This is a genomic window from Streptococcus sp. 714 (assembly GCF_013277115.1).
GTDB lineage: Bacteria > Bacillota > Bacilli > Lactobacillales > Streptococcaceae > Streptococcus.
The window spans coordinates 1-22,445 of sequence record NZ_VMMH01000027.1; the positions used below are offsets into that span (position 1 = coordinate 1).

A 22,445-nucleotide genomic window follows, 5' to 3' on the forward strand; every position below is an offset into this window, starting at 1 on the left:
TCAGTTCTATCCACAACCTCAAAACGGTGTTTTGAGCAGCCTGCGGCTAGCTTCCTAGTTTGCTTTTTGATTTTCATTGAGTATGGGACGGCTTTTTCGTCTAGCAAAAGGAAAACATGACAAAAAAAGTTGGTGTCGGTCAGGCACATAGTAAGATTATTTTAATAGGGGAGCATGCGGTTGTTTACGGTTATCCTGCCATTTCTCTGCCTCTTTTAGAGGTGGAGGTGACTTGTAAGGTAGTTCCTGCAGCGAGTCCTTGGCGCCTCTATGAGGAGGATACCTTGTCCATGGCGGTGTATGCTTCGCTGGAGTATTTGGATATCAAAGAAGCCTGCATTCGCTGTGAGATTGACTCGGCTATCCCTGAAAAACGGGGAATGGGTTCGTCAGCTGCTATCAGCATAGCGGCTATTCGTGCGGTTTTTGACTACTATGAGGCTGATCTGCCTCATGATGTACTAGAAATCTTGGTCAATCGGGCGGAGATGATTGCCCATATGAATCCAAGTGGTTTGGATGCCAAGACCTGTCTCAGTGACCAGCCTATTCGCTTTATCAAGAACGTAGGATTTACAGAGCTTGAGATGACCTTATCCGCCTATTTGGTGATTGCCGATACGGGTGTTTATGGCCATACTCGTGAAGCCATCCAAGTGGTTCAAAGTAAGGGCAAGGATGCCCTACCGTTTTTGCATGCCTTGGGAGAATTGACCCAACAGGCAGAAGATGCGATTTCACAAAAAGATGCTGAAGGATTGGGACAAATCCTCAGTCAAGCGCATTTACATTTAAAAGAAATTGGTGTTAGTAGCCCTGAGGCAGACTCTTTGGTTGAAACGGCTCTTAACCATGGTGCTTTAGGTGCCAAGATGAGTGGTGGTGGGCTAGGAGGCTGTATCATAGTCTTGGCAGACAATTTGCCACACGCACAAAAACTAGCAAAAAGATTAGAAGAGAAAGGAGCTGTACAGACATGGATCGAGAGCCTGTAACAGTACGTTCTTACGCAAATATTGCTATTATCAAATATTGGGGAAAGAAAAAAGAAAAAGAGATGTTGCCTGCTACTAGCAGTATTTCTTTGACTTTGGAAAATATGTATACGGAGACGACCTTGTCGCCTCTACCGACGAATGCGATTGCCGATGCCTTTTATATCAATGGTCAGCTACAAAATGAGGCGGAGCATGCCAAGATGAGCAAGATTATTGACCGTTACCGTCCAGATGATGAAGGCTTTGTCCGTATTGATACTCAAAACAATATGCCTACGGCAGCGGGCCTATCCTCAAGTTCTAGCGGTTTGTCCGCCTTGGTCAAGGCTTGTAATGCTTATTTCAAGCTTGGATTGGATAGAAGTCAGTTGGCACAGGAGGCTAAGTTTGCCTCAGGGTCGTCCTCTCGGAGTTTTTATGGACCACTAGGTGCCTGGGATAAGGATAGTGGGGAAATTTACCTTGTAGAGACAGACTTGAAGCTAGCTATGATTATGTTGGTGCTAGAAGACAAGAAAAAACCAATCTCTAGCCGTGACGGGATGAAACTTTGTGTGGAAACCTCGACGACCTTTGATGACTGGGTGCGTCAGTCTGAGAAAGATTATCAGGATATGCTGATTTACCTCAAAGAGAATGACTTTGCCAAGGTTGGGGAACTAACGGAGAAAAATGCCCTTGCTATGCACGCTACGACAAAAACTGCTAGTCCAGCCTTTTCATATCTAACGGATGCTTCCTATGAAGCCATGGACTTTGTCCGCCAGCTTCGTGAGCAAGGAGAGGCCTGCTACTTTACCATGGATGCTGGTCCCAATGTCAAAGTTCTTTGTCAAGAGAAAGACTTGGAGCATTTATCTGGAATCTTCAGTCAGCGTTATCGCTTGATTGTGTCAAAAACAAAGGATTTGAGTCAAGATGATTGCTGTTAAAACTTGCGGAAAACTCTATTGGGCAGGTGAATATGCTATTCTAGAACCAGGGCAGTTGGCCTTGATAAAGGCTATTCCTATCTATATGAAGGGCGAGATTGCCTTTTCTGACAGCTACCGTATCTACTCAGATATGTTTGATTTCTCAGTAGACTTGACGCCAAATCCTAATTATAGCTTGATTCAAGAAACGATTGCTTTAGTGGAAGATTTCCTGACTTATCGAGGTCAGGATTTAAGACCTTTTTCTCTAGAGATTCGAGGAAAAATGGAACGGGAAGGGAAAAAGTTTGGTCTGGGTTCTAGTGGCAGCGTCGTTGTCTTGGTTGTCAAGGCTTTACTGGCTCTATATGATATTACGGTTGATCAGGATCTTTTATTCAAGATGGCTAGCGCGGTCTTGCTCAAGCGAGGAGACAATGGCTCTATGGGAGACCTTGCCTGTATCGTGGCAGAGGATTTGGTTCTCTACCAGTCATTTGATCGCCAGAAGGTGGCTGCTTGGTTGGAAGAAGAAAACTTGGTGATAGTTTTGGAGCGTGATTGGGGATTTTCAATCTCACACGTACAACCTGCCCTAGAATGTGATTTCCTAGTAGGATGGACCAAGGAAGTGGCCGTATCTAGTGATATGGTCAAGCAAATCAAGCAAAACATCAATCAGAATTTTTTAACTTCCTCAAAAGAAATGGTAGCTACTTTGGTAGAAGCCTTGGAGCAAGGAAAAGCCGAAAAAGTTATCGAGCAAGTAGAAGTAGCCAGTCAACTTTTAGAAGACTTGAGCTCAGATATTTACACACCTTCGCTCAGACAACTGAAAGAAGCCAGTCAAGATTTGCAAGCTGTTGCCAAGAGTAGTGGCGCTGGTGGTGGTGACTGTGGGATTGCTTTGAGTTTTGATGCGCAATCAACTGAAACCTTAAAAAATCGTTGGGCCGATCTGGGGATTGAGCTCTTATACCAAGAAAGGATAGGACATGACGACAAATCGTAAGGACGAGCATATCCGCTATGCCCTTGAACAGAAAAGTTCCTATAATAGCTTTGATGAGGTGGAGTTGATTCATTCTTCCTTGCCTCTTTACGACCTGGATGAGATTGATTTGTCTACAGAGTTTGCAGGTCGAAAGTGGGATTTTCCTTTTTATATCAATGCCATGACAGGTGGAAGTGATAAAGGACGAGAAATCAATCAAAAACTAGCTCAGGTGGCGGAAGCCTGTGGGATTTTGTTTGTGACGGGTTCTTATAGCGCAGCCCTCAAGGATCCTACAGATGATTCATTTTCTGTCAAGTCTAGTCATCCAAATCTCCTTCTTGGAACCAATATTGGATTGGACAAGCCTGTCGAGTTAGGTCTTCAGACTGTAGAAGAGATGAGTCCTCTTCTCCTACAAGTGCATGTCAATGTCATGCAGGAATTACTCATGCCAGAGGGAGAAAGAAAGTTTCGAAGCTGGCAATCGCATCTGGCAGACTATAGCAAGCAAATCCCCGTTCCTATTGTCCTAAAGGAAGTGGGCTTTGGGATGGATGTAAAGACCATTGAAAGAGCCTATGAACTAGGGGTTCGAACTGTCGACCTATCAGGTCGTGGTGGAACTAGCTTTGCTTATATCGAAAACCGTCGCAGTGGTCAACGTGGCTACCTCAATCAATGGGGCCAGTCTACCATGCAAGCCCTTCTCAATGCCCAAGACTGGAAAGACAAGGTCGAACTCTTGGTCAGTGGTGGCGTTCGCAATCCGCTGGATATGATTAAGTGTCTGGTCTTTGGTGCCAAGGCTGTGGGACTGTCTCGAACAGTTCTGGAATTGGTTGAAACCTATTCAGTCGAAGAGGTGATTGGCATTGTCCAAAGCTGGAAAGCAGATTTGCGTTTGATTATGTGTGCCCTTAATTGTGCTACCGTAGCAGATTTGCAAAGCGTAGACTATATTCTTTACGGCAAACTAAAAGAAGCAAATGATCAGATGAAAAAGGCGTAACCACCGCCTTTTTTCCATCTTCAGACCGAGGTGACTTTTTTGAATTGTGATAAAATAGAAGGAAGAGGATACATGTATGAGAAAATTTAAAATCTTTTTATTTATCGAAGCCTGTCTTTTGACGGGAGCTCTGATTTTGATGGTATCAGAGCATTTTTCGCGTTTTCTGCTGATTCTATTCCTCTTTTTACTTTTGATTCGCTATTACACTGGTAAAGAGGGGAATAACCTTCTGTTAGTGGTGGCAACCATTCTCTTCTTTTTCATCGTCATGCTCAATCCCTTTGTGATTCTAGCGATTTTTGTTGCGGTCATATACAGTCTCTTTCTTCTTTATCCGATGATGAATCAGGAAAAAGAGCAGACAAATTTGGTGTTTGAAGAGGTGGTGACGGTTAAGAAGGAGAAAAATCGTTGGTTTGGGAATCTCCATCATTTTTCAAGCTACCAGACTTGCCAGTTTGATGATATCAATCTCTTTCGTCTTATGGGCAAGGACACCATTCATCTGGAGAGGGTCATCCTAACCAATCATGATAATGTTATTATCCTCAGAAAGATGGTAGGAACAACTAAAATCATTGTACCTGTAGATGTGGAAGTCAGTCTCAGTGTTAATTGTCTTTATGGGGATTTGACTTTTTTCAATCATCCCAAGCGAGCCCTCCGCAATGAACACTATCATCAGGAAACAAGAGACTATCTCAAGAGTAACAAGAGCATCAAGATTCTCTTGACCACTATGATTGGGGATGTGGAGGTGGTCAGAGGATGAAAAAACAAGCTTATATAATCATTGCTATTACCTCCTTCCTCTTTGTCTTATTTCTGTCTCATAGTTTGTTGGAAATCCTTGATTTTGATTGGTCAATTTTCCTGCATGATGTCGAAAAAACAGAAAAATTTGTCTTTTTGTTGTTGGTTTTCAGCATGTCCATGACCTGTCTCTTAGCCCTGTTTTGGCGAGGTGTGGAAGAGCTTTTTCTAAGAAAAATGCAGGCCAATCTCAAGCGTTTATTGGCAGGGCAAGAAGTGGTTCAGGTTTCAGATCCAGATTTGGACGCCAGTTTCAAGTCCTTGTCAGGAAAACTTAACCTCTTGACAGAGGCTCTTCAAAAGGCTGAAAATTACAGTCTTGCTCAGGAAGAGGAAATCATCGAGAAGGAACGAAAGCGGATTGCTCGGGATTTGCATGATACGGTTAGTCAGGAGTTGTTTGCGGCTCACATGATTTTATCAGGTGTCAGTCAGCAGGCTTTGAAATTGGATAGAGAAAAGATGCAGACCCAGTTGCAGAGTGTCACAGCCATCCTTGAAACAGCCCAAAAGGACTTGAGAGTCTTGCTCTTGCATTTGAGACCAGTTGAACTGGAGCAGAAGAGTCTGGTTGAGGGAATTCAAATCCTCTTAAAAGAGCTTGAGGACAAGAGTGATCTAAAGGTTAGTTTCAAGCAAAATGTGACGAAATTGCCCAAGAAGATTGAGGAGCATATTTTCCGAATCTTGCAGGAGTTGATTAGCAATACTCTCCGCCATGCCCAGGCCTCTTGTCTGGATGTCTATCTCTATCAGACGAATGTTGAATTGCAACTGAAGGTGGTGGACAATGGGATTGGTTTCCAGTTGGGGAGTTTAGATGACTTGAGTTATGGACTCCGTAATATCAAGGAGCGGGTTGAAGATATGGCAGGTACGGTTCAGTTATTAACAGCTCCCAAGCAAGGGCTGGCAGTTGATATCCGCATTCCCTTGCTCGATAAGGAATGATAAAGGAGTAAAGATGAGAATTTTACTAGTAGATGACCATGAAATGGTCCGCTTGGGCTTGAAAAGCTACTTTGACCTCCAAGACGATGTAGAAGTTGTGGGCGAGGCTGCAAATGGGTCTCAAGGTATTGACTTGGCATTGGAACTGCGTCCAGATGTCATTGTCATGGATATTGTTATGCCTGAGATGAATGGGATTGACGCGACCTTAGCTATCCTTAAAGAATGGCCTGAAGCCAAGATATTAATTGTCACATCTTACTTGGACAATGAAAAAATCATGCCTGTCTTAAACGCAGGTGCTAGGGGCTATATGCTCAAGACTTCTAGTGCAGACGAACTGCTCCACGCTGTCCGAAAGGTGGCTGCTGGTGAGTTGGCCATTGAGCAAGAGGTCAGCAAGAAAGTCGAATACCACCGCAATCATATGGAGCTTCACGAGGAATTGACTGCGCGTGAACGAGATGTACTTCAGCTGATCGCCAAGGGCTACGAAAATCAGCGCATCGCAGATGAACTCTTTATCTCTCTCAAGACGGTCAAGACCCACGTGTCCAACATTCTTGCCAAGCTTGAGGTTAGCGATCGCACTCAGGCAGCAGTCTATGCCTTCCAGCATCACTTGGTAGGGCATGAGGAGTTTTAGATGAGTCTAACAGATTTACTTGAGGATCTAGAAGCAGCAAAAGATCCTAAAAAATCAGGGCCCATGGAGGCCTATATGCGCCATCAATTTTCCTTTCTAGGCGTTGCGGCGCCAGAAAGAAATAAACTCTATAAAAAATACTTTCCAGAAGCGAAAAAAACAAAGATTATCGATTGGGATTTTGTAGATACTTGCTGGGAAAAAGAGTCTAGAGAATACCAGTATGTGGCTGCAAATTATTTGAAAGCCATGCAGTCTTATCTAAAGGACAGCGATTTGCCTAAGCTAGAGCAGTTGGTTGTTACCAAGTCTTGGTGGGATACGGTGGATATCCTAGATCGCATAGTAGGAAGTTTGGTATACGATAAACCGGAAATGGAAAAACTAATCCTCCAATGGAGCCTATCAGACAATATCTGGCTGAGACGAGTTGCTATTGACCACCAGTTGTTAAGAAAAGCGAAGACCAATGTCCAACTGATGGAAAAGATCCTGCAAAATAATCTGAATCAAACAGAATTCTTTATTAATAAATCCATTGGCTGGGCTCTGCGAGACTACTCCAAAACGAATCCAGCTTGGGTAGAAACTTTCATTGAGAAAAACAAGGAAAGAATGGCTGATCTTAGTATCAAAGAAGCGAGCAAGTATCTCTCCCATCGTTGAAAAGCGCAGTCATTACTTGAAAAAAGTCGCTCGTTTATGTTATAATAGGCTGTATTTAAAAAATTTTAAGGAGAAATGACAGAATGTCTGTATCATTTGAAAACAAAGAAACAAACCGTGGTGTCTTGACTTTCACTATCTCTCAAGACCAAATCAAACCAGAATTGGACCGTGTCTTCAACTCAGTGAAGAAATCTCTTAATGTTCCAGGTTTCCGTAAAGGTCACCTTCCACGTCCTATCTTCGACAAAAAATTTGGTGAAGAGTCACTTTACCAAGACGTTATGAACGCTCTTTTGCCAAACGCTTATGAAGCAGCTGTAAAAGAAGCTGGTCTTGAAGTGGTTGCTCAACCAAAAATTGATGTAACTTCAATGGAAAAAGGTCAAGACTGGGTTATCACTGCTGAAGTTGTTACAAAACCTGAAGTAAAATTGGGTGACTACAAAAACCTTGAAGTATCAGTTGATGTAGAAAAAGAAGTAACTGACGCTGACGTCGAAGAGCGTATCGAACGCGAACGCAACAACTTGGCTGAATTGGTTATCAAAGAAGCTGCTGCTGAAAACGGCGACACTGTTGTGATCGACTTCGTTGGTTCTATCGACGGTGTTGAATTTGACGGCGGAAAAGGTGAAAACTTCTCACTTGGACTTGGTTCAGGTCAATTCATCCCTGGTTTCGAAGACCAATTGGTAGGTCACTCAGCTGGTGAAACTGTTGACGTTATCGTAACATTCCCAGAAGACTACCAAGCAGAAGACCTTGCAGGTAAAGAAGCTAAATTCGTGACAACTATCCACGAAGTAAAAGCTAAAGAAGTTCCAGCTCTTGACGATGAGCTTGCAAAAGACATCGATGAAGAAGTTGAAACACTTGCTGAATTGAAAGAAAAATACCGCAACGAATTGGTTGCTGCTAAAGAAGAAGCTTACAAAGATGCCGTTGAAGGTGCAGCAATTGATAAAGCTGTAGAAAACGCTGAAATCGTAGAACTTCCAGAAGAAATGATCCATGAAGAAGTTCACCGTTCAGTAAACGAATTCCTTGGAAACTTGCAACGTCAAGGTATCAACCCTGACATGTACTTCCAAATCACTGGAACTACTCAGGAAGATCTTCACAAACAATACGAGGGAGAAGCTGAGTCACGTACTAAGACTAACCTTGTTATCGAAGCAGTTGCCAAAGCTGAAGGATTTGACGCTTCAGAAGAAGAAATCCAAAAAGAAATTGAGCAATTGGCAACAGACTACAACATGGAAGTTGCACAAGTACAAAGCTTACTTTCAGCTGATATGTTGAAACACGACATCACAATCAAAAAAGCTGTTGAGTTGATTACAAGCACAGCAACAGTTAAATAATTTCAATAAGATAAAATCCCACCTGATTAGGTGGGTTTTCTTATGCACTAATTTCCAAAAATCTCTTTGAGGTCTGCGTCTGTAATCCCAATCATGGCTGGGATGCTATCCCAGTTTTCTTCGGTTAGGATGTAGGATTGTTCAGAGTCAGTTGATGTGGCATTTTCGGAAACAACTTGTTGCTTTTCTTCAACATTTTCAATTAAATCGCTGAATCGTTCAATCAGATAGGTTTTTCGGGCTGTTCCGATATGTTGGGTAGCATAGTCGAAGGCCTGTAATTCGCCTAGTAAGATAAGCTTGCTTTTGGCGCGTGTAATGGCTGTGTAGATGAGATTGCGCTCCAGCATACGTCGGCTAGCACTGGTAATCGGTAGGATGACAACTGGGAACTCACTTCCCTGAGACTTATGGATACTCATGGCATAGGCCAAGCGAATCTTGTACCATTCGTTACGTGGGTAAGAGACTTCATTGCCATCAAAATCAATGACAATCTCGTCTTGTTTCGATTCGGTGTATTTACCAGGAATCAGGTCTGTGATAGCTCCCAAATCCCCATTAAAGACATTGATTTCAGCATCGTTGACCAAGTGAATGACCTTGTCGCCCTTGCGATAGTGGCACTGGGGAGCTTCAAAACCAAGTTGGTCTTTTTGTGGTGGGTTAAGGAGGTCTTGCATGAGCTGGTTGATGGCATCAATCCCTGCTGTCCCTCTGTACATGGGAGCCAGAACTTGGATATCACGGGCGGGGATGCCACTTCTGAGGGCAGCACCTAAGATTTTCTCAATGATGGCAGGAATATGGCCACTAGCAATTTCAAAGTAGGAACGGTCTGCTTTTTTCTGGGTGAAATCAGCTGGCAAGATGCCTTGTCGAATCTGACTAGCTAAGGTAACGATAGTTGATTCTTCGCTTTGCCGGTAGATTTTTTCCAAGCGAGTCTGTGGAATCAAAGGGATATGAAGCAGATCTGCTAGAACCTGTCCAGGACTGACAGACGGTAGCTGGTCGCTGTCGCCTACGATTAGAATCTTACTGTTAGAAGAGATGTTGGAGAAGAGTTGATTGGCCAGCCAAGTATCCACCATGGAAAATTCGTCCACGATGATAAAGTCGGCATCCAGATAATCTTCCAGGTGACTGGTATCATCGTCGCCTGTCATTCCCAAGTGACGGTGTATGGTCGCGCTAGGCAAACCTGTCAATTCATTCATACGGCGGGCTGCTCGACCAGTTGGAGCGGCAAGAAGAATGGGCAGGTTGCTTTTTTTCCTGAGATCAAGTCCTTCTAAGAGAGCATAAACAGCGATAATCCCATTGATAACAGTTGTTTTACCAGTGCCAGGCCCACCTGTCAGGATAAAGACCTTGTTCTGGATAGCGTCGCAGATCGCCTGTTTTTGAATGTTATCATACTCAATCCCCAGTTCTTGCTCGACAGTAGTGATATGTTTTTGGATAGTTTCTAAATCCTGACTCTTCTGTTTTCCTTTTTCAAGGATACGAACCAAGTGGCTGCGGATGCCTTCCTCAGCGAAAAAGAGACTGTTATCAAAGATTTTGGTATCAATCTGCTGAACCTTGTCTTCTTCGATGAGGTAGGAGAGTTCTTGAGCTACTTGGCTGGGATCCAGTTCCACGGGACGGGAAGACTCAAGGAGAGTAAGGGTTTGTTCTAGCAAATCCCGTGCTTCAACATAGGTATCCCCTGTTTCCATACAGGCCTGAAAAAGACTGTGAACTAGACCAGCACGGAAGCGTTCAGGAGCCTGACTTTCGATGCCTAGTTCTTCCGCTAGTTGGTCAGCAATGGTAAAGCCCAAGCCTTTGATATCCTCAACCAGCTGGTAGGGATAATTTTCAACCACATCAAGGGTTTCTTCCTTGTAAAAGTCTTGAATCTGAAAGGCTAGTTTATTGGGAATGCCGTAGTTGGCTAGTTTGGCTAAAACCATCTCTGTTCCGTAGTTGAGACGGAGGGTGGAGACGAAAGCCTCGCGGTTTTTGGCAGAGAGTCCTGCGATGCCTTCTAGCTTTTCTGGGTGTTGCAGAATCTCGTCAATGGTATTGTCGCCATAGGTGTCCACGATTTTCTGAGCTGTCTTGATACCAATTCCTTTGAAATGGCTACTTGAAAAGTACTTAACCAATCCCTTGCTAGTTGGTTTTGCTCTTTCATAACTACTGATTTGCAGTTGCTCCCCATACTTGGAGTGCTGGACAATTTGCCCCCAAAAAGTATAGTCTTCTCCCTCAATCACGTCAGCCATGGTTCCTGTGACAATGATTTCAAAATCATCAAAATCCTCTGCGTCCGTATCTTCGATTTCTAGGAGGAGGATGCGATAAAAATTGCTGGGATTTTCAAAAATAATCCGTTTAATGGTTCCTGAAAAATAAACTTCCATAAAATTCCTTTGTATGAATAGGTGAGAGTTGGGGTTGTTTTTACTATAGTCAATAAACGATCACTTCTCACGATAGAAGAAGAGGCTGAGATTCTTGATTCTCGGCCTCTTCGATTTCTTAAAATGTTCCGATACGGGTGATTGGCCAGAAGCGGAATTTAGCTTCCCCTGTGATATCTTTTGCTTTAAAAGTACCTACGTGGCGGCTGTCGCTCGAAACCAAGCGGTCATCTCCGAGGAGAAGGTATTCTCCATCTGGAACAGTAAAGCTGAAGTTGGTATTGTAGTTGACATCGACTGTGAAGGCTTGAGCTTTTTGAGCGATGCTTCTAAAGAAAGTGCCTTTATTTCCTTCAAATCCCTTGCCTGAGTAGGTGCTTTGGAGTTTATCGTCCTTGAAGCGTTTGATGTAGTCAGCTAGGTAAGGTTCGTCCGTCTCTTTGTCATTGATGTAAAGTTTATCGTTTTCATAACGGATAGTGTCGCCAGGCATTCCAATCACGCGCTTAACGATATCCTTATTGCCATCTTCCTCATGGGCCACTACGATATCAAAACGGTCAATAGGGAGGTGCTTAACGACAAAGAGAATTTCGCCATCCGCTAGGGTAGGATCCATGGAATGTCCTTCTACGCGGACATTACTCCAAAAAAAGATACGGCTCAAAGCTAGTAATGACAGAATCAGGAGGAACAATCCCCACTCTTTTAGGAAATTTTTAAATGAATTCATAACTTACCTTTCTAAGCGTTTTTTCGCTTTTTCAGTATTTTTAAAGTGCAGTTTGGCGCAGAAGTTGAGTCCCTGCATACCATAGGCTTGTAAAATCTGGCTAGCTACCTTATCAGAAGCCGTTCCAGCCCCACTTGGAAGTTGATAACCCAGTTCTCGTCCCAGATTTTCAAGATTTTCCAGAAAGAGATCACGCGCAATGACAGAAGAAACTGCGACAGCCAAGTATTTGCCCTCAGCCTTTTCTTCTAAGCTGATAGGATTGCTGAAACGATTGGCCTCTTGAGCCAAGTACTTGTCATAATTTTTAGCACTGGTAAAGGCATCAATCACAATTTTCTCAGGCTGAGCACCTTTTTGAAGGAGAAGATAGATAGCCTGGTTATGGAGGGCCACCTTAACTGAAACAGCATTGTAGCGGTCTCCGATGACCTCGTTGTACTTGCTTGGTGAGAGAAGGAGTGCCTGGTGCTGGATTTTTTCCTTGAGGATAGGAGCAATCTGACGGATCTTTTGGTCGGTCAGAGTTTTAGAATCCCCCACACCGAGTTTTCGCAAGAAGGCATGCTGGTCAGGTGTGACAAAGGAAGCCACAACTGCAAGCCCACCAAAGTAGGAACCATTCCCTACCTCATCTGTCCCAATCAAAGGGAGATTTTGTCCGCTAGTTTCCTCTACAACTTGATAGCCAAAGAAACTGGCGTATTTCTCAGCTCCTTCACCCTGAAGCAAGACCTTTCCAGAGGTATAGATAGAAACCGTTGCATGAGGCAGTCTCAAAAAGTAGCGGATATAGGGATTCTTGCTGGGAGCCAGACTGGTTTGATAGTGTTCAAGAAAAGCCTGAATCTCCTTTTCGCTTGGTGTGAGTGTTATACTTGCCATAGTTTCTATTGTACCATAAAAGCAGGCAAATTTGTAAAAACTGACAAAATTAGCGAATTTTGGTATAATATCGTGAGGTGAATTTTATGGCAAATCTAAATCGATTCAAATTTACATTCGGGAAAAAAACGTTAACCTTAACAAGCGAACATGATAACCTTTTTATGGAGGAAATCGCCAAGGTTGCGACAGAAAAATACCAAGCAATTAAAGAACAAATGCCTAGTGCAGACGATGAAACCATCGCTCTTTTGTTGGCAGTTAACTGTTTATCAACTCAACTCAGCCGTGAGATTGAATTTGATGATAAGGAGCAAGAATTAGAAGAACTCCGTCACAAGCTGGTGACTTGCAAGCAAGAACAGAGCAAGATTGAGGATTCCTTATGATTTCACTCCTTCTTCTATTGGTCTTGGCTTGGGGATTTTATATCGGCTATCGGAGAGGCCTGCTCTTACAGGTTTATTACCTGATTTCAGCCATGGCATCGGCTTTTATGGCTGGCCAGTTTTACAAGGGACTGGGAGAACAATTCCATTTATTGCTCCCTTATGCAAATCCACAGGAAGGTCAGGGAACTTTCTTTTTCCCATCGGATCAACTCTTTCAGCTGGATAAGGTCTTTTATGCAGGTATCGGCTACTTGCTTGTGTTTGGGATTGTCTATAGCATCGGTCGTTTGCTTGGTCTTCTCTTGCACTTGATTCCTAGTAAAAAACTGGGTGGCAAGTTGTTCCAAGTTTCAGCAGGTGTCTTGTCCATGTTGGTGACCTTATTTGTCTTGCAAATGGCCTTGACCATCTTGGCGACCATTCCCATGGCAGCTATACAAAATCCTCTTGAAAAGAGTATCGTCGCAAAACACATCATCCAGAGCATACCAGTAACAACTAGTTGGCTTAAACAAATCTGGGTGACAAATTTAATCGGATAAAAAGGGCAGGAGTTTTCCTAGCCCTTTGTTTACAGATTGACTAGAATCTATCAGAATGTGAAAAACTAATACATCTAGATATTCAAAGACAAGGAAATAACGATGAACAAGAAAATATTAGAAACATTAGAGTTCAATAAGGTCAAGGCCTTGTTTGAACCCCATTTGTTGACTGAGCAGGGCTTGGAGCAATTGAGACAGCTGGCTCCGACTGCCAAAGCAGATAAAATCAAACAGGCTTTTGCTGAGATGAAGGAAATGCAGGCTCTCTTTGTCGAGCAACCGCATTTTACCATTCTCGCAACCAAGGAAATTGCAGGAGTCTGCAAGCGGTTGGAGATGGGAGCAGACCTCAATATTGAGGAGTTCCTACTCTTGAAGCGCGTGCTTCTTTCTAGCCGAGAGCTTCAAAGTTTTTATGCCAATCTGGAAAATGTCAGCTTGGAAGAACTAGCCCTTTGGTTTGAGAAACTACACGATTTTCCGCAATTACAAGGAAACTTACAGGCCTTTAATGATGCAGGTTTCATTGAAAATTTCGCTAGTGAAGAATTGGCGCGCATCCGTCGAAAAATCCATAATAGTGAGAGTCAGGTACGCGATGTTTTGCAAGATTTGCTTAAGCAAAAAGCGCAGATGTTGACGGAAGGAATCATTGCCAGCAGAAATGGCCGTCAGGTTTTACCAGTCAAAAACACTTATCGTAACAAGATTGCAGGTGTCGTTCATGATATTTCTGCCAGCGGAAATACCGTCTATATCGAACCTCGTGAGGTGGTCAAACTGAGCGAAGAAATTGCCAGTCTGCGAGTAGATGAGCGCTATGAAATGCTTCGCATTCTCCAAGAAATTTCTGAGCGTGTCCGCCCTCATGCTGCTGAGATTGCTAACGATGCTTGGATTATCGGTCATCTAGACTTGATTCGTGCCAAGGTTCGTTTTATCCAAGAAAGGCAAGCGGTCGTTCCTAAGTTATCAGAAAATCAGGAGATCCAACTGCTCCATGTCTGCCATCCTTTGGTCAAAAATGCGGTCGCAAATGATGTCCATTTTGGCCAAGATTTAACAGCCATTGTTATCACAGGTCCTAATACTGGTGGTAAGACCATCATGCTCAAAACTCTGGGCTTGACACAGGTTATGGCTCAGTCAGGATTGCCGATTTTAGCAGACAAGGGAAGTCGTGTCGGTATTTTTGAAGAAATCTTTGCTGATATTGGCGATGAGCAGTCTATTGAGCAGAGTTTGTCTACCTTCTCTAGCCACATGACCAATATTGTGGATATTCTTGGCAAAGTCAATCAGCATTCGCTCTTACTTTTGGATGAGTTGGGGGCTGGTACAGACCCTCAAGAGGGAGCTGCCCTTGCCATGGCTATTCTGGAAGACCTTCGCCTGCGTCAAGTCAAGACCATGGCGACGACCCACTATCCGGAACTCAAGGCCTACGGTATTGAGACAGCCTTTGTGCAAAATGCCAGCATGGAGTTTGATACTGCAACTCTTCGCCCGACCTATCGCTTTATGCAGGGTGTTCCTGGCCGAAGCAATGCCTTTGAAATTGCTAAACGTCTAGGCCTATCTGAAGTTATCGTAGGGGATGCCAGTCAGCAGGTCGATCAGGACAATGATGTCAATCGTATCATTGAACAACTGGAAGAGCAGACGCTAGAGAGTCGCAAACGCTTGGACAATATCCGTGAGGTGGAGCAAGAAAATCTCAAGATGAATCGAGCGCTCAAAAAACTCTACAATGAGTTAAATCGTGAAAAGGAAACCGAGCTTAATAAGGCGCGTGAACAAGCTAGTGAGATTGTAGACATGGCCCTAAGTGAAAGTGACCAGATTCTCAAAAATCTCCACAGTAAATCTCAACTTAAACCCCATGAAATCATTGAAGCCAAGGCCAAGTTGAAAAAATTGGCTCCTGAAAAAGTGGACTTGTCTAAAAACAAGGTCCTTCAAAAGGCCAAGAAAAAACGAGCTCCAAAGGTGGGAGATGATATCGTGGTTCTCAGTTATGGACAGCGTGGTACCTTGACCAGTCAACTCAAGGACGGTCGCTGGGAAGCCCAAGTCGGCTTAATTAAGATGACCTTGGAAGAGAAAGAATTTGACCTTGTTCAAGCCCAGCAAGAAAAGCAAGTCAAGAAGAAACAAGTCAATGTTGTGAAACGGACTTCTGGCCGAGGTCCACAAGCAAGACTGGACCTTCGAGGCAAACGTTATGAAGAAGCCATGAATGAGCTAGATGCCTTTATTGACCAAGCCCTGCTTAACAATATGGCCCAAGTCGATATCATCCATGGTATCGGGACAGGTGTCATCCGTGAAGGAGTCACCAAATACCTACAAAGAAACAAACATGTCAAGAGTTTCGGCTATGCCCCGCAAAATGCTGGAGGTAGTGGTGCAACTATTGTGACTTTTAAAGGATAGAAGTATTCCGGGCTTTATACAGTAAAAACTGTTGAATTAAGTTTTATTAATAAACACATTGACAAAAGCCAACATTTTTTGTAAAATAAGAATCAATTAAATACCAACACCGAATGAAGTTTAATAGAAGTGGAGAATCGTTTGATTTTCCATGACTGTAAATGGACGGAACTCTGGAGAGACCGTAAAGGCACCGAAGGGGCAAGGCAACTGCTCAAACTCTCAGGTAAAAGGACAGAGCTAGGATAGACCGCTTTTTAGCATTTATCTAAGCATTCCAGAGTACATGTATCTTGCATGTGCTCTTTCTTTTGGGGTTGAAAAGATAGGAGAATAGAATGTTAGAATTGCTTAAATTAATCGATGCTTTTGCTTGGGGACCTCCCCTCTTGATTTTATTGGTCGGAACAGGGATTTATCTCACTGCCCGTCTAGGACTCTTGCAGATTTTGCGTTTGCCTAAGGCCTTCCAGCTTATTTTTACTAAGGACAAGGGGCATGGGGATGTATCCAGCTTTGCGGCCTTGTGTACAGCACTCGCAGCGACAGTTGGTACGGGAAATATTATCGGAGTCGCGACGGCTATCAAGGTCGGTGGCCCAGGAGCCCTCTTTTGGATGTGGATGGCTGCTTTCTTTGGAATGGCTACCAAGTATGCGGAAGGACTCTTGGCAATCAAATACCGCACTAAGGACGACCATGGTGCAGTAGCGGGAGGACCAATGCATTATATCCTTCTAGGGATGGGAGAAAAGTGGCGACCACTTGCTATCTTCTTTGCTATCGCAGGTGTCTTAGTAGCTTTGTTGGGAATCGGAACCTTCACCCAAGTCAACTCGATTACAGAGTCTATCCAAAATACAACGGCTATTTCTCCAGCCATCACAGCTCTTATTTTGTCTGTATTTGTAGCGATTGCAGTCTTTGGTGGACTCAAGTCCATCTCTAAGGTTTCAACTACCGTTGTTCCTTTTATGGCTATCATCTATATTCTAGGAACTCTTACAGTTATTTTCTTTAATATCGAGAAAATTCCTGCCACAATCGCTTTAATCTTAACATCAGCCTTTAGTCCGGTTGCTGCGGTAGGTGGCTTTGCCGGTGCTAGCATTCGAATGGCTATCCAAAATGGTGTGGCGCGCGGTGTCTTCTCAAACGAATCTGGTCTGGGTTCTGCTCCCATTGCAGCTGCGGCTGCTAAGACGAATGAACCAGTAGAGCAAGGTTTGATTTCCATGACAGGAACCTTTATTGATACCCTCATCATCTGTACTCTAACTGGTTTGACCATTTTGGTGACAGGAGTATGGAATAGTGACTTGAATGGAGTAGCTTTGACTCAGTCAGCCTTCTCAACAGTCTTTTCACACTTTGGGCCTGCCCTCTTGACCATTTTCCTTGTGCTCTTTGCCTTCACGACGATTCTAGGTTGGAACTATTATGGAGAACGTTGTTTCGAGTTTCTCTTTGGTGTTCGTTTCATCTGGCTCTACCGTGTGGTCTTTGTGCTCATGGTCTTGTTGGGAGGATTTATCGAGTTGGATATGGTTTGGATTATCGCAGATATTGTCAATGCCTTGATGGCTCTGCCAAACTTGATTGCCCTTTTAGTCTTGTCGCCAGTCGTTATTGCTGAGACTAAAAAGTATTTTGATAAATAATGAAATCACACAGCTCGTGTGATTTTTTACTTTCATAAAGAATTTTTATCAGTGCAATTTAAAATATATATTATACAAGGTATAGAATCTGTGATAGACTAGGTTTCAACAAAATGAAAAGAGGTTTTATGATGACAACATTTACAATCCATACAGTAGAATCAGCACCAGCAGAAGTGAAAGAAGTTCTTGAAACAGTAGAAAAAGACAACAATGGCTTTATTCCAAATCTAATCGGACTCTTGGCTAATGCACCTACTGCCCTAGAAGCCTACAGAACTGTCGGAGCTATCAACCGTCGCAACAGCTTGACACCTGTTGAGCGTGAAGTGGTGCAAATCACGGCAGCCGTAACTAATGGTTGTGCCTTCTGTGTCGCAGGTCACACAGCCTTTTCCATCAAACAAATCCAGATGAATGATGACCTGCTTCAAGCCCTTCGTAATCGCACTCCGATTGAAACAGATCCTAAATTGGATACCCTAGCTAAGTTTACTTTGGCGGTTATCAATACCAAAGGTCGTGTAGGAGATGAAGCTTTGTCTGAGTTTTTAGAAGCTGGTTACACGCAACAAAATGCCTTGGATGTAGTCCTTGGTGTCAGTCTAGCAAGTCTTTGTAACTATGCTAATAACCTAGCCAATACACCAATTAATCCAGAATTGCAACCGTATGCTTAATTCATATCTGAGCAAAAAATGGAGTCTGAAATCCACGGACTTCGTTTTTTTTAATCCCTCATTTAAGCGCTTTTATGCTATACTGAAACTAACATAATTATTGGAGGTTAGGATGAAAAAACTCCCCTTGGTATTTTCTGGTTGTTTGCTCGGTTTAGCAGGAGCTGGGAATCTCGTTTTAGATATGTTGCCAGTTCTGTCACATCTACTGAGTATGTCCGGTTTGATTTTGTGGATATTCTTTCTGATTCTTCATTTGCTTAATTGGAAAGAAACCAAGCAAGAATTGACCAAGCCACCTCTTTTGTCAGGAATGGCTACCTTCCCCATGGCTGGAATGATTTTATCGACCTATGTCTTTCGTGTGTTCGCTCATCTTCCTATAGTAGCGCAAGGGCTCTGGTGGTTTTCATTTCTCTTGGATTTGGTCTTGATTGCTGGATTCACCATCAAATTTGCCTGTCCTGGTCGGAGGGTTCATTCCACTCCTAGCTGGACGGTTCTCTATGTAGGGATAGCAGTGGCTGCCTTGACTTATCCTCTGGTAGGCATTATCGAGATTGCCTATGCGACCTTGAGTTTTGGTTTTGTCTTGACCTTATATCTCTATCCCCTTATTTATAGTGATTTAAAGAAACATCCGCTCCCAGTAGCCTTGCTTGGGCAAGAAGGAATCTACTGTGCTCCTTTCTCTCTGCTCTTGGCTTCCCTGGTTCGAGTTGGAGGAGCCAGCCTACCGACTTGGCTCTTGATTGCCATGATTTTGGCTTCTCAATCCTTCTTTTTCTTTGTTTTAACTCGACTACCCAATATTTTAAAACAAGGCTTTCAACCAGCCTTCTCAGCCCTCACCTTCCCAACCATTATCACGGCTACCTCGCTCAAGATGGCTCAGGGAATCTTGAAACTTCCATTTCTGGATTATCTGGTATTGGCTGAAACTGTTATATGCCTAACTATTTTATTCTTTGTATTAGGCGTTTATTTGATTTGGTTACGAAAAAAGGTCTAGCTAAAAATAGCTAAACCTTATTTTTTATGGTTTGATAACTTCAGCTCCACCCATGTATGGACGAAGTGCTTCTGGAATGGTTACAGAACCATCTTCATTTTGGTAGTTTTCAAGAATTGCAGCCACTGTACGTCCAACTGCAAGTCCAGAACCGTTCAAGGTGTGAAGGAGTTTCACCTTGCCATCGGCTTCATCACGGTAACGGATTTGGGCACGACGGGCTTGGAAATCTTCTGTGTTTGAACAGCTTGAGATTTCACGGTAATTGTTTTGCGCTGGAATCCAAACTTCCAAGTCGTAAGTTTTCGCAGCTGAGAAGCCCATATCTCCAGTAGAGAGGGCAACGACACGGTATGGAAGGTTGAGTTTTTGAAGGATGTTTTCAGCGTTGGCTGTCATTTTTTCCAATTCTTCGTAAGATTCTTCTGGTTTGGCAAATTTAACCATTTCAACCTTGTGGAATTGGTGCAAACGAATCAAGCCACGAGTATCACGACCAGCAGAACCAGCCTCAGAACGGAATGATGGGCTCATAGCAGTGAAGTAGATTGGTAGGTCCTTTCCGTCAAGGATTTCATCACGGTAGTAGTTTGTTAGAGGCACTTCAGCTGTAGGAATAAGAACATAATTGCTGTCGCTGAGTTCAAAAGTGTCTTCCTTGAATTTTGGATATTGACCAGTACCAAACATAGAGTCATGGTTAACCATATAAGGTGTGATGACTTCTGTATAGCCTTCCTTGCCATGCTCATCCAACATAAAGTTGTAGATAGCACGTTCCAAACGAGCACCGAGGCCTTTATAGAAGAGGAAGCGAGCGCCCGTTACCTTACCACCTCGTTCCCAGTCAAGGATACCAAGGTCTTCACCAAGATCCCAGTGGGCTTTAGGTTGGAAGTCAAATTCGCGTGGAGTACCCCAACGGCGAACTTCCACATTGTCATCTTCATCAGCCCCAACAGGAACACTGTCAGCTGGGATGTTTGGAAGAGTAGTGGTAAATTCTGTCAATTTAGCATCGATTTCTGCCAATTCAGCATCCAAGGCTTTGACTTCAGCAGATAGATTTTGCATGGCAGCAATCTTGTCATCTGCATTTTCCTTGTTGCGTTTGGCTTGGGCAATCTCAGCAGAAACTGTGTTTCGTTCTGCTTTGAGAGTTTCAACCTTGACCAAGATGTCACGACGTTTAGCATCGATTTCTTTCATCTCGTTTAAGACAGCAGCATCTACACCACGTGTAGCCAATTTTTCTGCGACAGCATCAAAGTCTGTACGAATACGTTTGATATCTAACATAAGAACTCCTTTATGAAAAAAGCACACCTGACAAAGCGTTGGAGTGGCAGGGCCACGGTTCCATCCAACTTCACAGGTGTGCACTTGATTGTGTATGTAATTGTTACTAACGGTAGAATTTCACCTATCCCTCCTATCTGCTCGCAGCATCCGCAGACTTTCTGAAAGAAGAAGATAACCTACTTATCCGTTGCTATGATTATACTAAAGTTTCTACTTTTTTGCAAATAGATTTTTAAATTTTTGACTAATTGTCTGAATCAGGGTAGGAAGTTTGACGACCTTGTCATTGCCCAGTTTTTCGCGAGCAATTTTAAGAATGGCACCTGAGTCTTTTGAAGCAAAGAGGAATTTTCCTCTGTCTGTAAAGACTTCGAAGTGGCGACTGACTTTGCGACCAGAGACATTGGCTCCAATTTGGTTGATATGGCTCCAAGGGATCTGGATAAATTGTTCAACATTGACATCTGGGTAAAATTCCAGAGCCTGATCCCCGACCAGGAATTTTCCCACTTTCCCAGCTATAGAGAGGTAGGAGGTGCCTGTTGTATTGAGGAGCACTGTTTTGTTAAGAGATTGAGCCATGCTTAGTCTTCCTTACTTTCACCGAAAAAGGCATTGTAGAGGGCTTTAATAGCTGCTTTTTCTTGGTCTTTATGAACAACAAACATGATAGAAACTTCACTAGAACCTTGAGACATCATCTGGATGTTAATCTTGTTTTCAGATAGAGCGCGTGTCGCAGTAGCAGTTACTCCGATGTGACTCTTCATCTTTTCACCAACAATCATAATGATTGAAAGGTCGTGTTCGATTTCTGCATGGTCTACTTCAGCCTTTTGCACCAACTGACGAAGGATTTCTTCTTCCTTGATAGGAGTTAGTTCGCGAGAACGAAGGATGATTGAAAGATCGTCGATACCTGTTGGCATATGTTCCCAACCGATATTCAGGTCTTCAAGGATTTGCAGAACCTTGCGACCAAATCCAATCTCGCGGTTCATGAGGTATTTGGACATGTTGATGCTGACAAAGTCAGAATCACCAGCAATTCCTACTACTGGGAATTCATCACTACTATGTTTTAGAACGATACGAGTACCTGGGTGGTCAGGGTTGTTTGTATTTTTGATAACCAGAGGGATTTTTCCGCGGTAGGCAGGAAGAAGAGCTTCATCATGAAGGACTGAAAAGCCTGCATAAGCCAACTCACGCATTTCACGGTAGGTCAACTCAGGAATCGAGTGTGGTTGGTGAATAATTCCTGGGTGAGCCGCAAAGATACCATCAACGTCTGTAAAGTTTTCATAGAGGTCAGCTTTGACACCAGCAGCAATGATAGAACCAGTGATATCAGAGCCTCCACGTGAGAAGGTACAGATTTGATTTTCCTTAGTAACACCAAAGAAACCAGGAATGACAAGGACTTCATTTGCATTTGTCAATTCTTCAATCTTGTCATAACTTGATGGAATGATGCGAGCGTGGCCAGGCTCACTTGTGACTACAATACCAGCTTCTCTAGGGTGAACATAGCGTGCATCGAGACCATTTTGATTAAAGTAGGCAGCAATCAATTTAGCATTGTTATTTTCACCGGCTGCTAGGAAGGTATCGTAGAGAAATTTATTTTCTTCAATAGGAAGAGTGGCTAAGGCACGAATACTTTTAGAAATTTTTTCTAGAACAGCTGGTTTCAGACCCAATTCGCTAACCATAGCAGCATAGCGGTCGATAATCCAGCTTTGGCTCTTGCTAATATCGTTACCAGCAACATAGTCACGGTAGTATTTAATTAAGGCATCCGTAACTTTAGTATCTTCGGCATTGCGTTTACCAGGCGCAGAAACAACTACAAAACGGCGCTCAGAATCGCTTTTTACGATGTTTAAAACTTTTTCTAATTGACCAGCAGAGGCAAGTGAGCTACCTCCAAATTTAACAACTTTCATAAGAACTCCTAAAGTAAGTATTTTATACGATTATAGCAGAAAGAAAGCCTTTTTTCAATGAAGAAAATAAGA

21 protein-coding genes and 1 riboswitch are annotated in these 22,445 nt (G+C 43.2%); of the genes, 15 read left to right on the forward strand and 6 right to left on the reverse strand.

Annotation, left to right across the window (positions count from 1 at the left end; genetic code table 11):
• Positions 1–116: 116 nt before the first annotated feature.
• The 9 genes from mvk (at position 117) to tig (ending at position 8,364) form a co-directional block, all read left to right on the forward strand.
• A complete protein-coding gene (mvk, locus tag HT718_RS08500; protein WP_020901030.1) occupies positions 117–995 on the forward strand; it encodes a mevalonate kinase in 879 nt (292 codons plus the stop codon).
• On the forward strand, positions 977–1,930 hold the full coding sequence (gene mvaD, locus HT718_RS08505; protein ID WP_173268192.1) for a diphosphomevalonate decarboxylase: 954 nt from the start codon (positions 977–979) through the stop codon (positions 1,928–1,930). The genes mvk and mvaD overlap by 19 nt, the downstream gene beginning before the upstream one ends.
• The gene (locus HT718_RS08510; RefSeq protein WP_173268193.1) at positions 1,917–2,924 is read left to right on the forward strand and encodes a phosphomevalonate kinase; all 1,008 of its coding nucleotides are present in this window, start codon (positions 1,917–1,919) and stop codon (positions 2,922–2,924) included. Before mvaD ends, HT718_RS08510 begins: the two co-directional genes overlap by 14 nt.
• Positions 2,908–3,918, forward strand: a complete 1,011-nt coding sequence (gene fni, locus HT718_RS08515) for a type 2 isopentenyl-diphosphate Delta-isomerase (protein WP_173268194.1) — start codon at positions 2,908–2,910, stop codon at positions 3,916–3,918. The genes HT718_RS08510 and fni overlap by 17 nt, the downstream gene beginning before the upstream one ends.
• A 76-nt stretch (positions 3,919–3,994) precedes the next feature.
• Positions 3,995–4,693, forward strand: coding sequence for a cell wall-active antibiotics response protein LiaF (liaF, locus tag HT718_RS08520; protein WP_173268195.1), 699 nt, complete (start codon positions 3,995–3,997; stop codon positions 4,691–4,693).
• Positions 4,690–5,685 (forward strand): sensor histidine kinase, encoded by a 996-nt coding sequence (locus HT718_RS08525; protein WP_173268196.1) that lies wholly within the window; start codon positions 4,690–4,692, stop codon positions 5,683–5,685. The genes liaF and HT718_RS08525 overlap by 4 nt, the downstream gene beginning before the upstream one ends.
• 13 nt (positions 5,686–5,698) lie before the next feature.
• A complete protein-coding gene (locus HT718_RS08530; RefSeq protein WP_049540186.1) occupies positions 5,699–6,331 on the forward strand; it encodes a response regulator transcription factor in 633 nt (210 codons plus the stop codon).
• Complete coding sequence (locus tag HT718_RS08535; RefSeq protein WP_173268197.1) at positions 6,332–6,997, forward strand: DNA alkylation repair protein; 666 nt, start codon at positions 6,332–6,334, stop codon at positions 6,995–6,997.
• Positions 6,998–7,080: 83 nt separating this feature from the next.
• A complete protein-coding gene (gene tig / locus HT718_RS08540; RefSeq protein WP_173268198.1) occupies positions 7,081–8,364 on the forward strand; it encodes a trigger factor in 1,284 nt (427 codons plus the stop codon).
• A gap of 47 nt (positions 8,365–8,411) precedes the next feature.
• On the opposite strand, the gene HT718_RS08545 is transcribed toward tig, so the two are convergent.
• From HT718_RS08545 to rnhC, 3 genes are all read right to left on the reverse strand, one after another.
• The gene (locus tag HT718_RS08545; RefSeq protein WP_173268199.1) at positions 8,412–10,778 is read right to left on the reverse strand and encodes an ATP-dependent RecD-like DNA helicase; all 2,367 of its coding nucleotides are present in this window, start codon (positions 10,776–10,778) and stop codon (positions 8,412–8,414) included.
• Between the two features lie 118 nt (positions 10,779–10,896).
• Positions 10,897–11,511, reverse strand: a complete 615-nt coding sequence (lepB, locus tag HT718_RS08550) for a signal peptidase I (protein WP_173268200.1) — start codon at positions 11,509–11,511, stop codon at positions 10,897–10,899.
• A gap of 3 nt (positions 11,512–11,514) precedes the next feature.
• Positions 11,515–12,396: a ribonuclease HIII gene (gene rnhC / locus HT718_RS08555; protein WP_173268201.1), complete on the reverse strand. Its 882-nt coding sequence runs from the start codon at positions 12,394–12,396 to the stop codon at positions 11,515–11,517.
• A gap of 86 nt (positions 12,397–12,482) precedes the next feature.
• On the opposite strand from rnhC, the gene zapA reads away from it, so the two are divergent.
• The 6 genes from zapA to HT718_RS08585 all read left to right on the forward strand — a co-directional run bounded on the left by zapA (position 12,483) and on the right by HT718_RS08585 (position 19,122).
• Complete coding sequence (zapA, locus tag HT718_RS08560; protein WP_000002023.1) at positions 12,483–12,785, forward strand: cell division protein ZapA; 303 nt, start codon at positions 12,483–12,485, stop codon at positions 12,783–12,785.
• Positions 12,782–13,330: a CvpA family protein gene (locus tag HT718_RS08565; RefSeq protein WP_000624510.1), complete on the forward strand. Its 549-nt coding sequence runs from the start codon at positions 12,782–12,784 to the stop codon at positions 13,328–13,330. The genes zapA and HT718_RS08565 overlap by 4 nt, the downstream gene beginning before the upstream one ends.
• 102 nt (positions 13,331–13,432) lie before the next feature.
• Complete coding sequence (locus tag HT718_RS08570; protein ID WP_173268202.1) at positions 13,433–15,769, forward strand: endonuclease MutS2; 2,337 nt, start codon at positions 13,433–13,435, stop codon at positions 15,767–15,769.
• A gap of 163 nt (positions 15,770–15,932) precedes the next feature.
• Positions 15,933–16,017: riboswitch (glycine riboswitch) on the forward strand.
• A gap of 90 nt (positions 16,018–16,107) precedes the next feature.
• Positions 16,108–17,430, forward strand: a complete 1,323-nt coding sequence (locus HT718_RS08575) for a sodium:alanine symporter family protein (protein ID WP_173268203.1) — start codon at positions 16,108–16,110, stop codon at positions 17,428–17,430.
• A 131-nt stretch (positions 17,431–17,561) separates the two neighbouring features.
• Positions 17,562–18,110, forward strand: a complete 549-nt coding sequence (locus HT718_RS08580) for a carboxymuconolactone decarboxylase family protein (RefSeq protein WP_049532139.1) — start codon at positions 17,562–17,564, stop codon at positions 18,108–18,110.
• 112 nt (positions 18,111–18,222) lie between these two features.
• Positions 18,223–19,122, forward strand: coding sequence for a TDT family transporter (locus tag HT718_RS08585; RefSeq protein WP_049532135.1), 900 nt, complete (start codon positions 18,223–18,225; stop codon positions 19,120–19,122).
• Positions 19,123–19,146: 24 nt separating this feature from the next.
• Here HT718_RS08585 and serS read toward each other — a convergent pair whose 3' ends face one another.
• From serS to HT718_RS08600, 3 genes are all read right to left on the reverse strand, one after another.
• Positions 19,147–20,421 (reverse strand): serine--tRNA ligase, encoded by a 1,275-nt coding sequence (gene serS / locus HT718_RS08590; protein ID WP_049532134.1) that lies wholly within the window; start codon positions 20,419–20,421, stop codon positions 19,147–19,149.
• A gap of 213 nt (positions 20,422–20,634) precedes the next feature.
• On the reverse strand, positions 20,635–21,006 hold the full coding sequence (locus tag HT718_RS08595) for a DUF956 family protein (protein WP_173268204.1): 372 nt from the start codon (positions 21,004–21,006) through the stop codon (positions 20,635–20,637).
• Between the two features lie 2 nt (positions 21,007–21,008).
• The gene (locus tag HT718_RS08600) at positions 21,009–22,373 is read right to left on the reverse strand and encodes an aspartate kinase (RefSeq protein ID WP_173268205.1); all 1,365 of its coding nucleotides are present in this window, start codon (positions 22,371–22,373) and stop codon (positions 21,009–21,011) included.
• Positions 22,374–22,445: the final 72 nt, after the last annotated feature.

Coding starts and splice junctions, on each gene's coding strand:
- HT718_RS08525 (WP_173268196.1), top strand. CDS start 4,690: ATGAAAAAACAAGCTTATATAATCATTGCTATTACCTCCTTCCTCTTT.
- fni (WP_173268194.1), top strand. CDS start 2,908: ATGACGACAAATCGTAAGGACGAGCATATCCGCTATGCCCTTGAACAG.
- HT718_RS08570 (WP_173268202.1), top strand. CDS start 13,433: ATGAACAAGAAAATATTAGAAACATTAGAGTTCAATAAGGTCAAGGCC.
- mvk (WP_020901030.1), top strand. CDS start 117: ATGACAAAAAAAGTTGGTGTCGGTCAGGCACATAGTAAGATTATTTTA.
- HT718_RS08585 (WP_049532135.1), top strand. CDS start 18,223: ATGAAAAAACTCCCCTTGGTATTTTCTGGTTGTTTGCTCGGTTTAGCA.
- HT718_RS08530 (WP_049540186.1), top strand. CDS start 5,699: ATGAGAATTTTACTAGTAGATGACCATGAAATGGTCCGCTTGGGCTTG.
- rnhC (WP_173268201.1), bottom strand. CDS start 12,396: ATGGCAAGTATAACACTCACACCAAGCGAAAAGGAGATTCAGGCTTTT.
- HT718_RS08565 (WP_000624510.1), top strand. CDS start 12,782: ATGATTTCACTCCTTCTTCTATTGGTCTTGGCTTGGGGATTTTATATC.
- HT718_RS08600 (WP_173268205.1), bottom strand. CDS start 22,373: ATGAAAGTTGTTAAATTTGGAGGTAGCTCACTTGCCTCTGCTGGTCAA.
- HT718_RS08595 (WP_173268204.1), bottom strand. CDS start 21,006: ATGGCTCAATCTCTTAACAAAACAGTGCTCCTCAATACAACAGGCACC.
- liaF (WP_173268195.1), top strand. CDS start 3,995: ATGAGAAAATTTAAAATCTTTTTATTTATCGAAGCCTGTCTTTTGACG.
- zapA (WP_000002023.1), top strand. CDS start 12,483: ATGGCAAATCTAAATCGATTCAAATTTACATTCGGGAAAAAAACGTTA.
- HT718_RS08545 (WP_173268199.1), bottom strand. CDS start 10,778: ATGGAAGTTTATTTTTCAGGAACCATTAAACGGATTATTTTTGAAAAT.
- HT718_RS08575 (WP_173268203.1), top strand. CDS start 16,108: ATGTTAGAATTGCTTAAATTAATCGATGCTTTTGCTTGGGGACCTCCC.
- lepB (WP_173268200.1), bottom strand. CDS start 11,511: ATGAATTCATTTAAAAATTTCCTAAAAGAGTGGGGATTGTTCCTCCTG.
- HT718_RS08510 (WP_173268193.1), top strand. CDS start 1,917: ATGATTGCTGTTAAAACTTGCGGAAAACTCTATTGGGCAGGTGAATAT.
- HT718_RS08580 (WP_049532139.1), top strand. CDS start 17,562: ATGACAACATTTACAATCCATACAGTAGAATCAGCACCAGCAGAAGTG.
- mvaD (WP_173268192.1), top strand. CDS start 977: ATGGATCGAGAGCCTGTAACAGTACGTTCTTACGCAAATATTGCTATT.
- serS (WP_049532134.1), bottom strand. CDS start 20,421: ATGTTAGATATCAAACGTATTCGTACAGACTTTGATGCTGTCGCAGAA.
- tig (WP_173268198.1), top strand. CDS start 7,081: ATGTCTGTATCATTTGAAAACAAAGAAACAAACCGTGGTGTCTTGACT.
- HT718_RS08535 (WP_173268197.1), top strand. CDS start 6,332: ATGAGTCTAACAGATTTACTTGAGGATCTAGAAGCAGCAAAAGATCCT.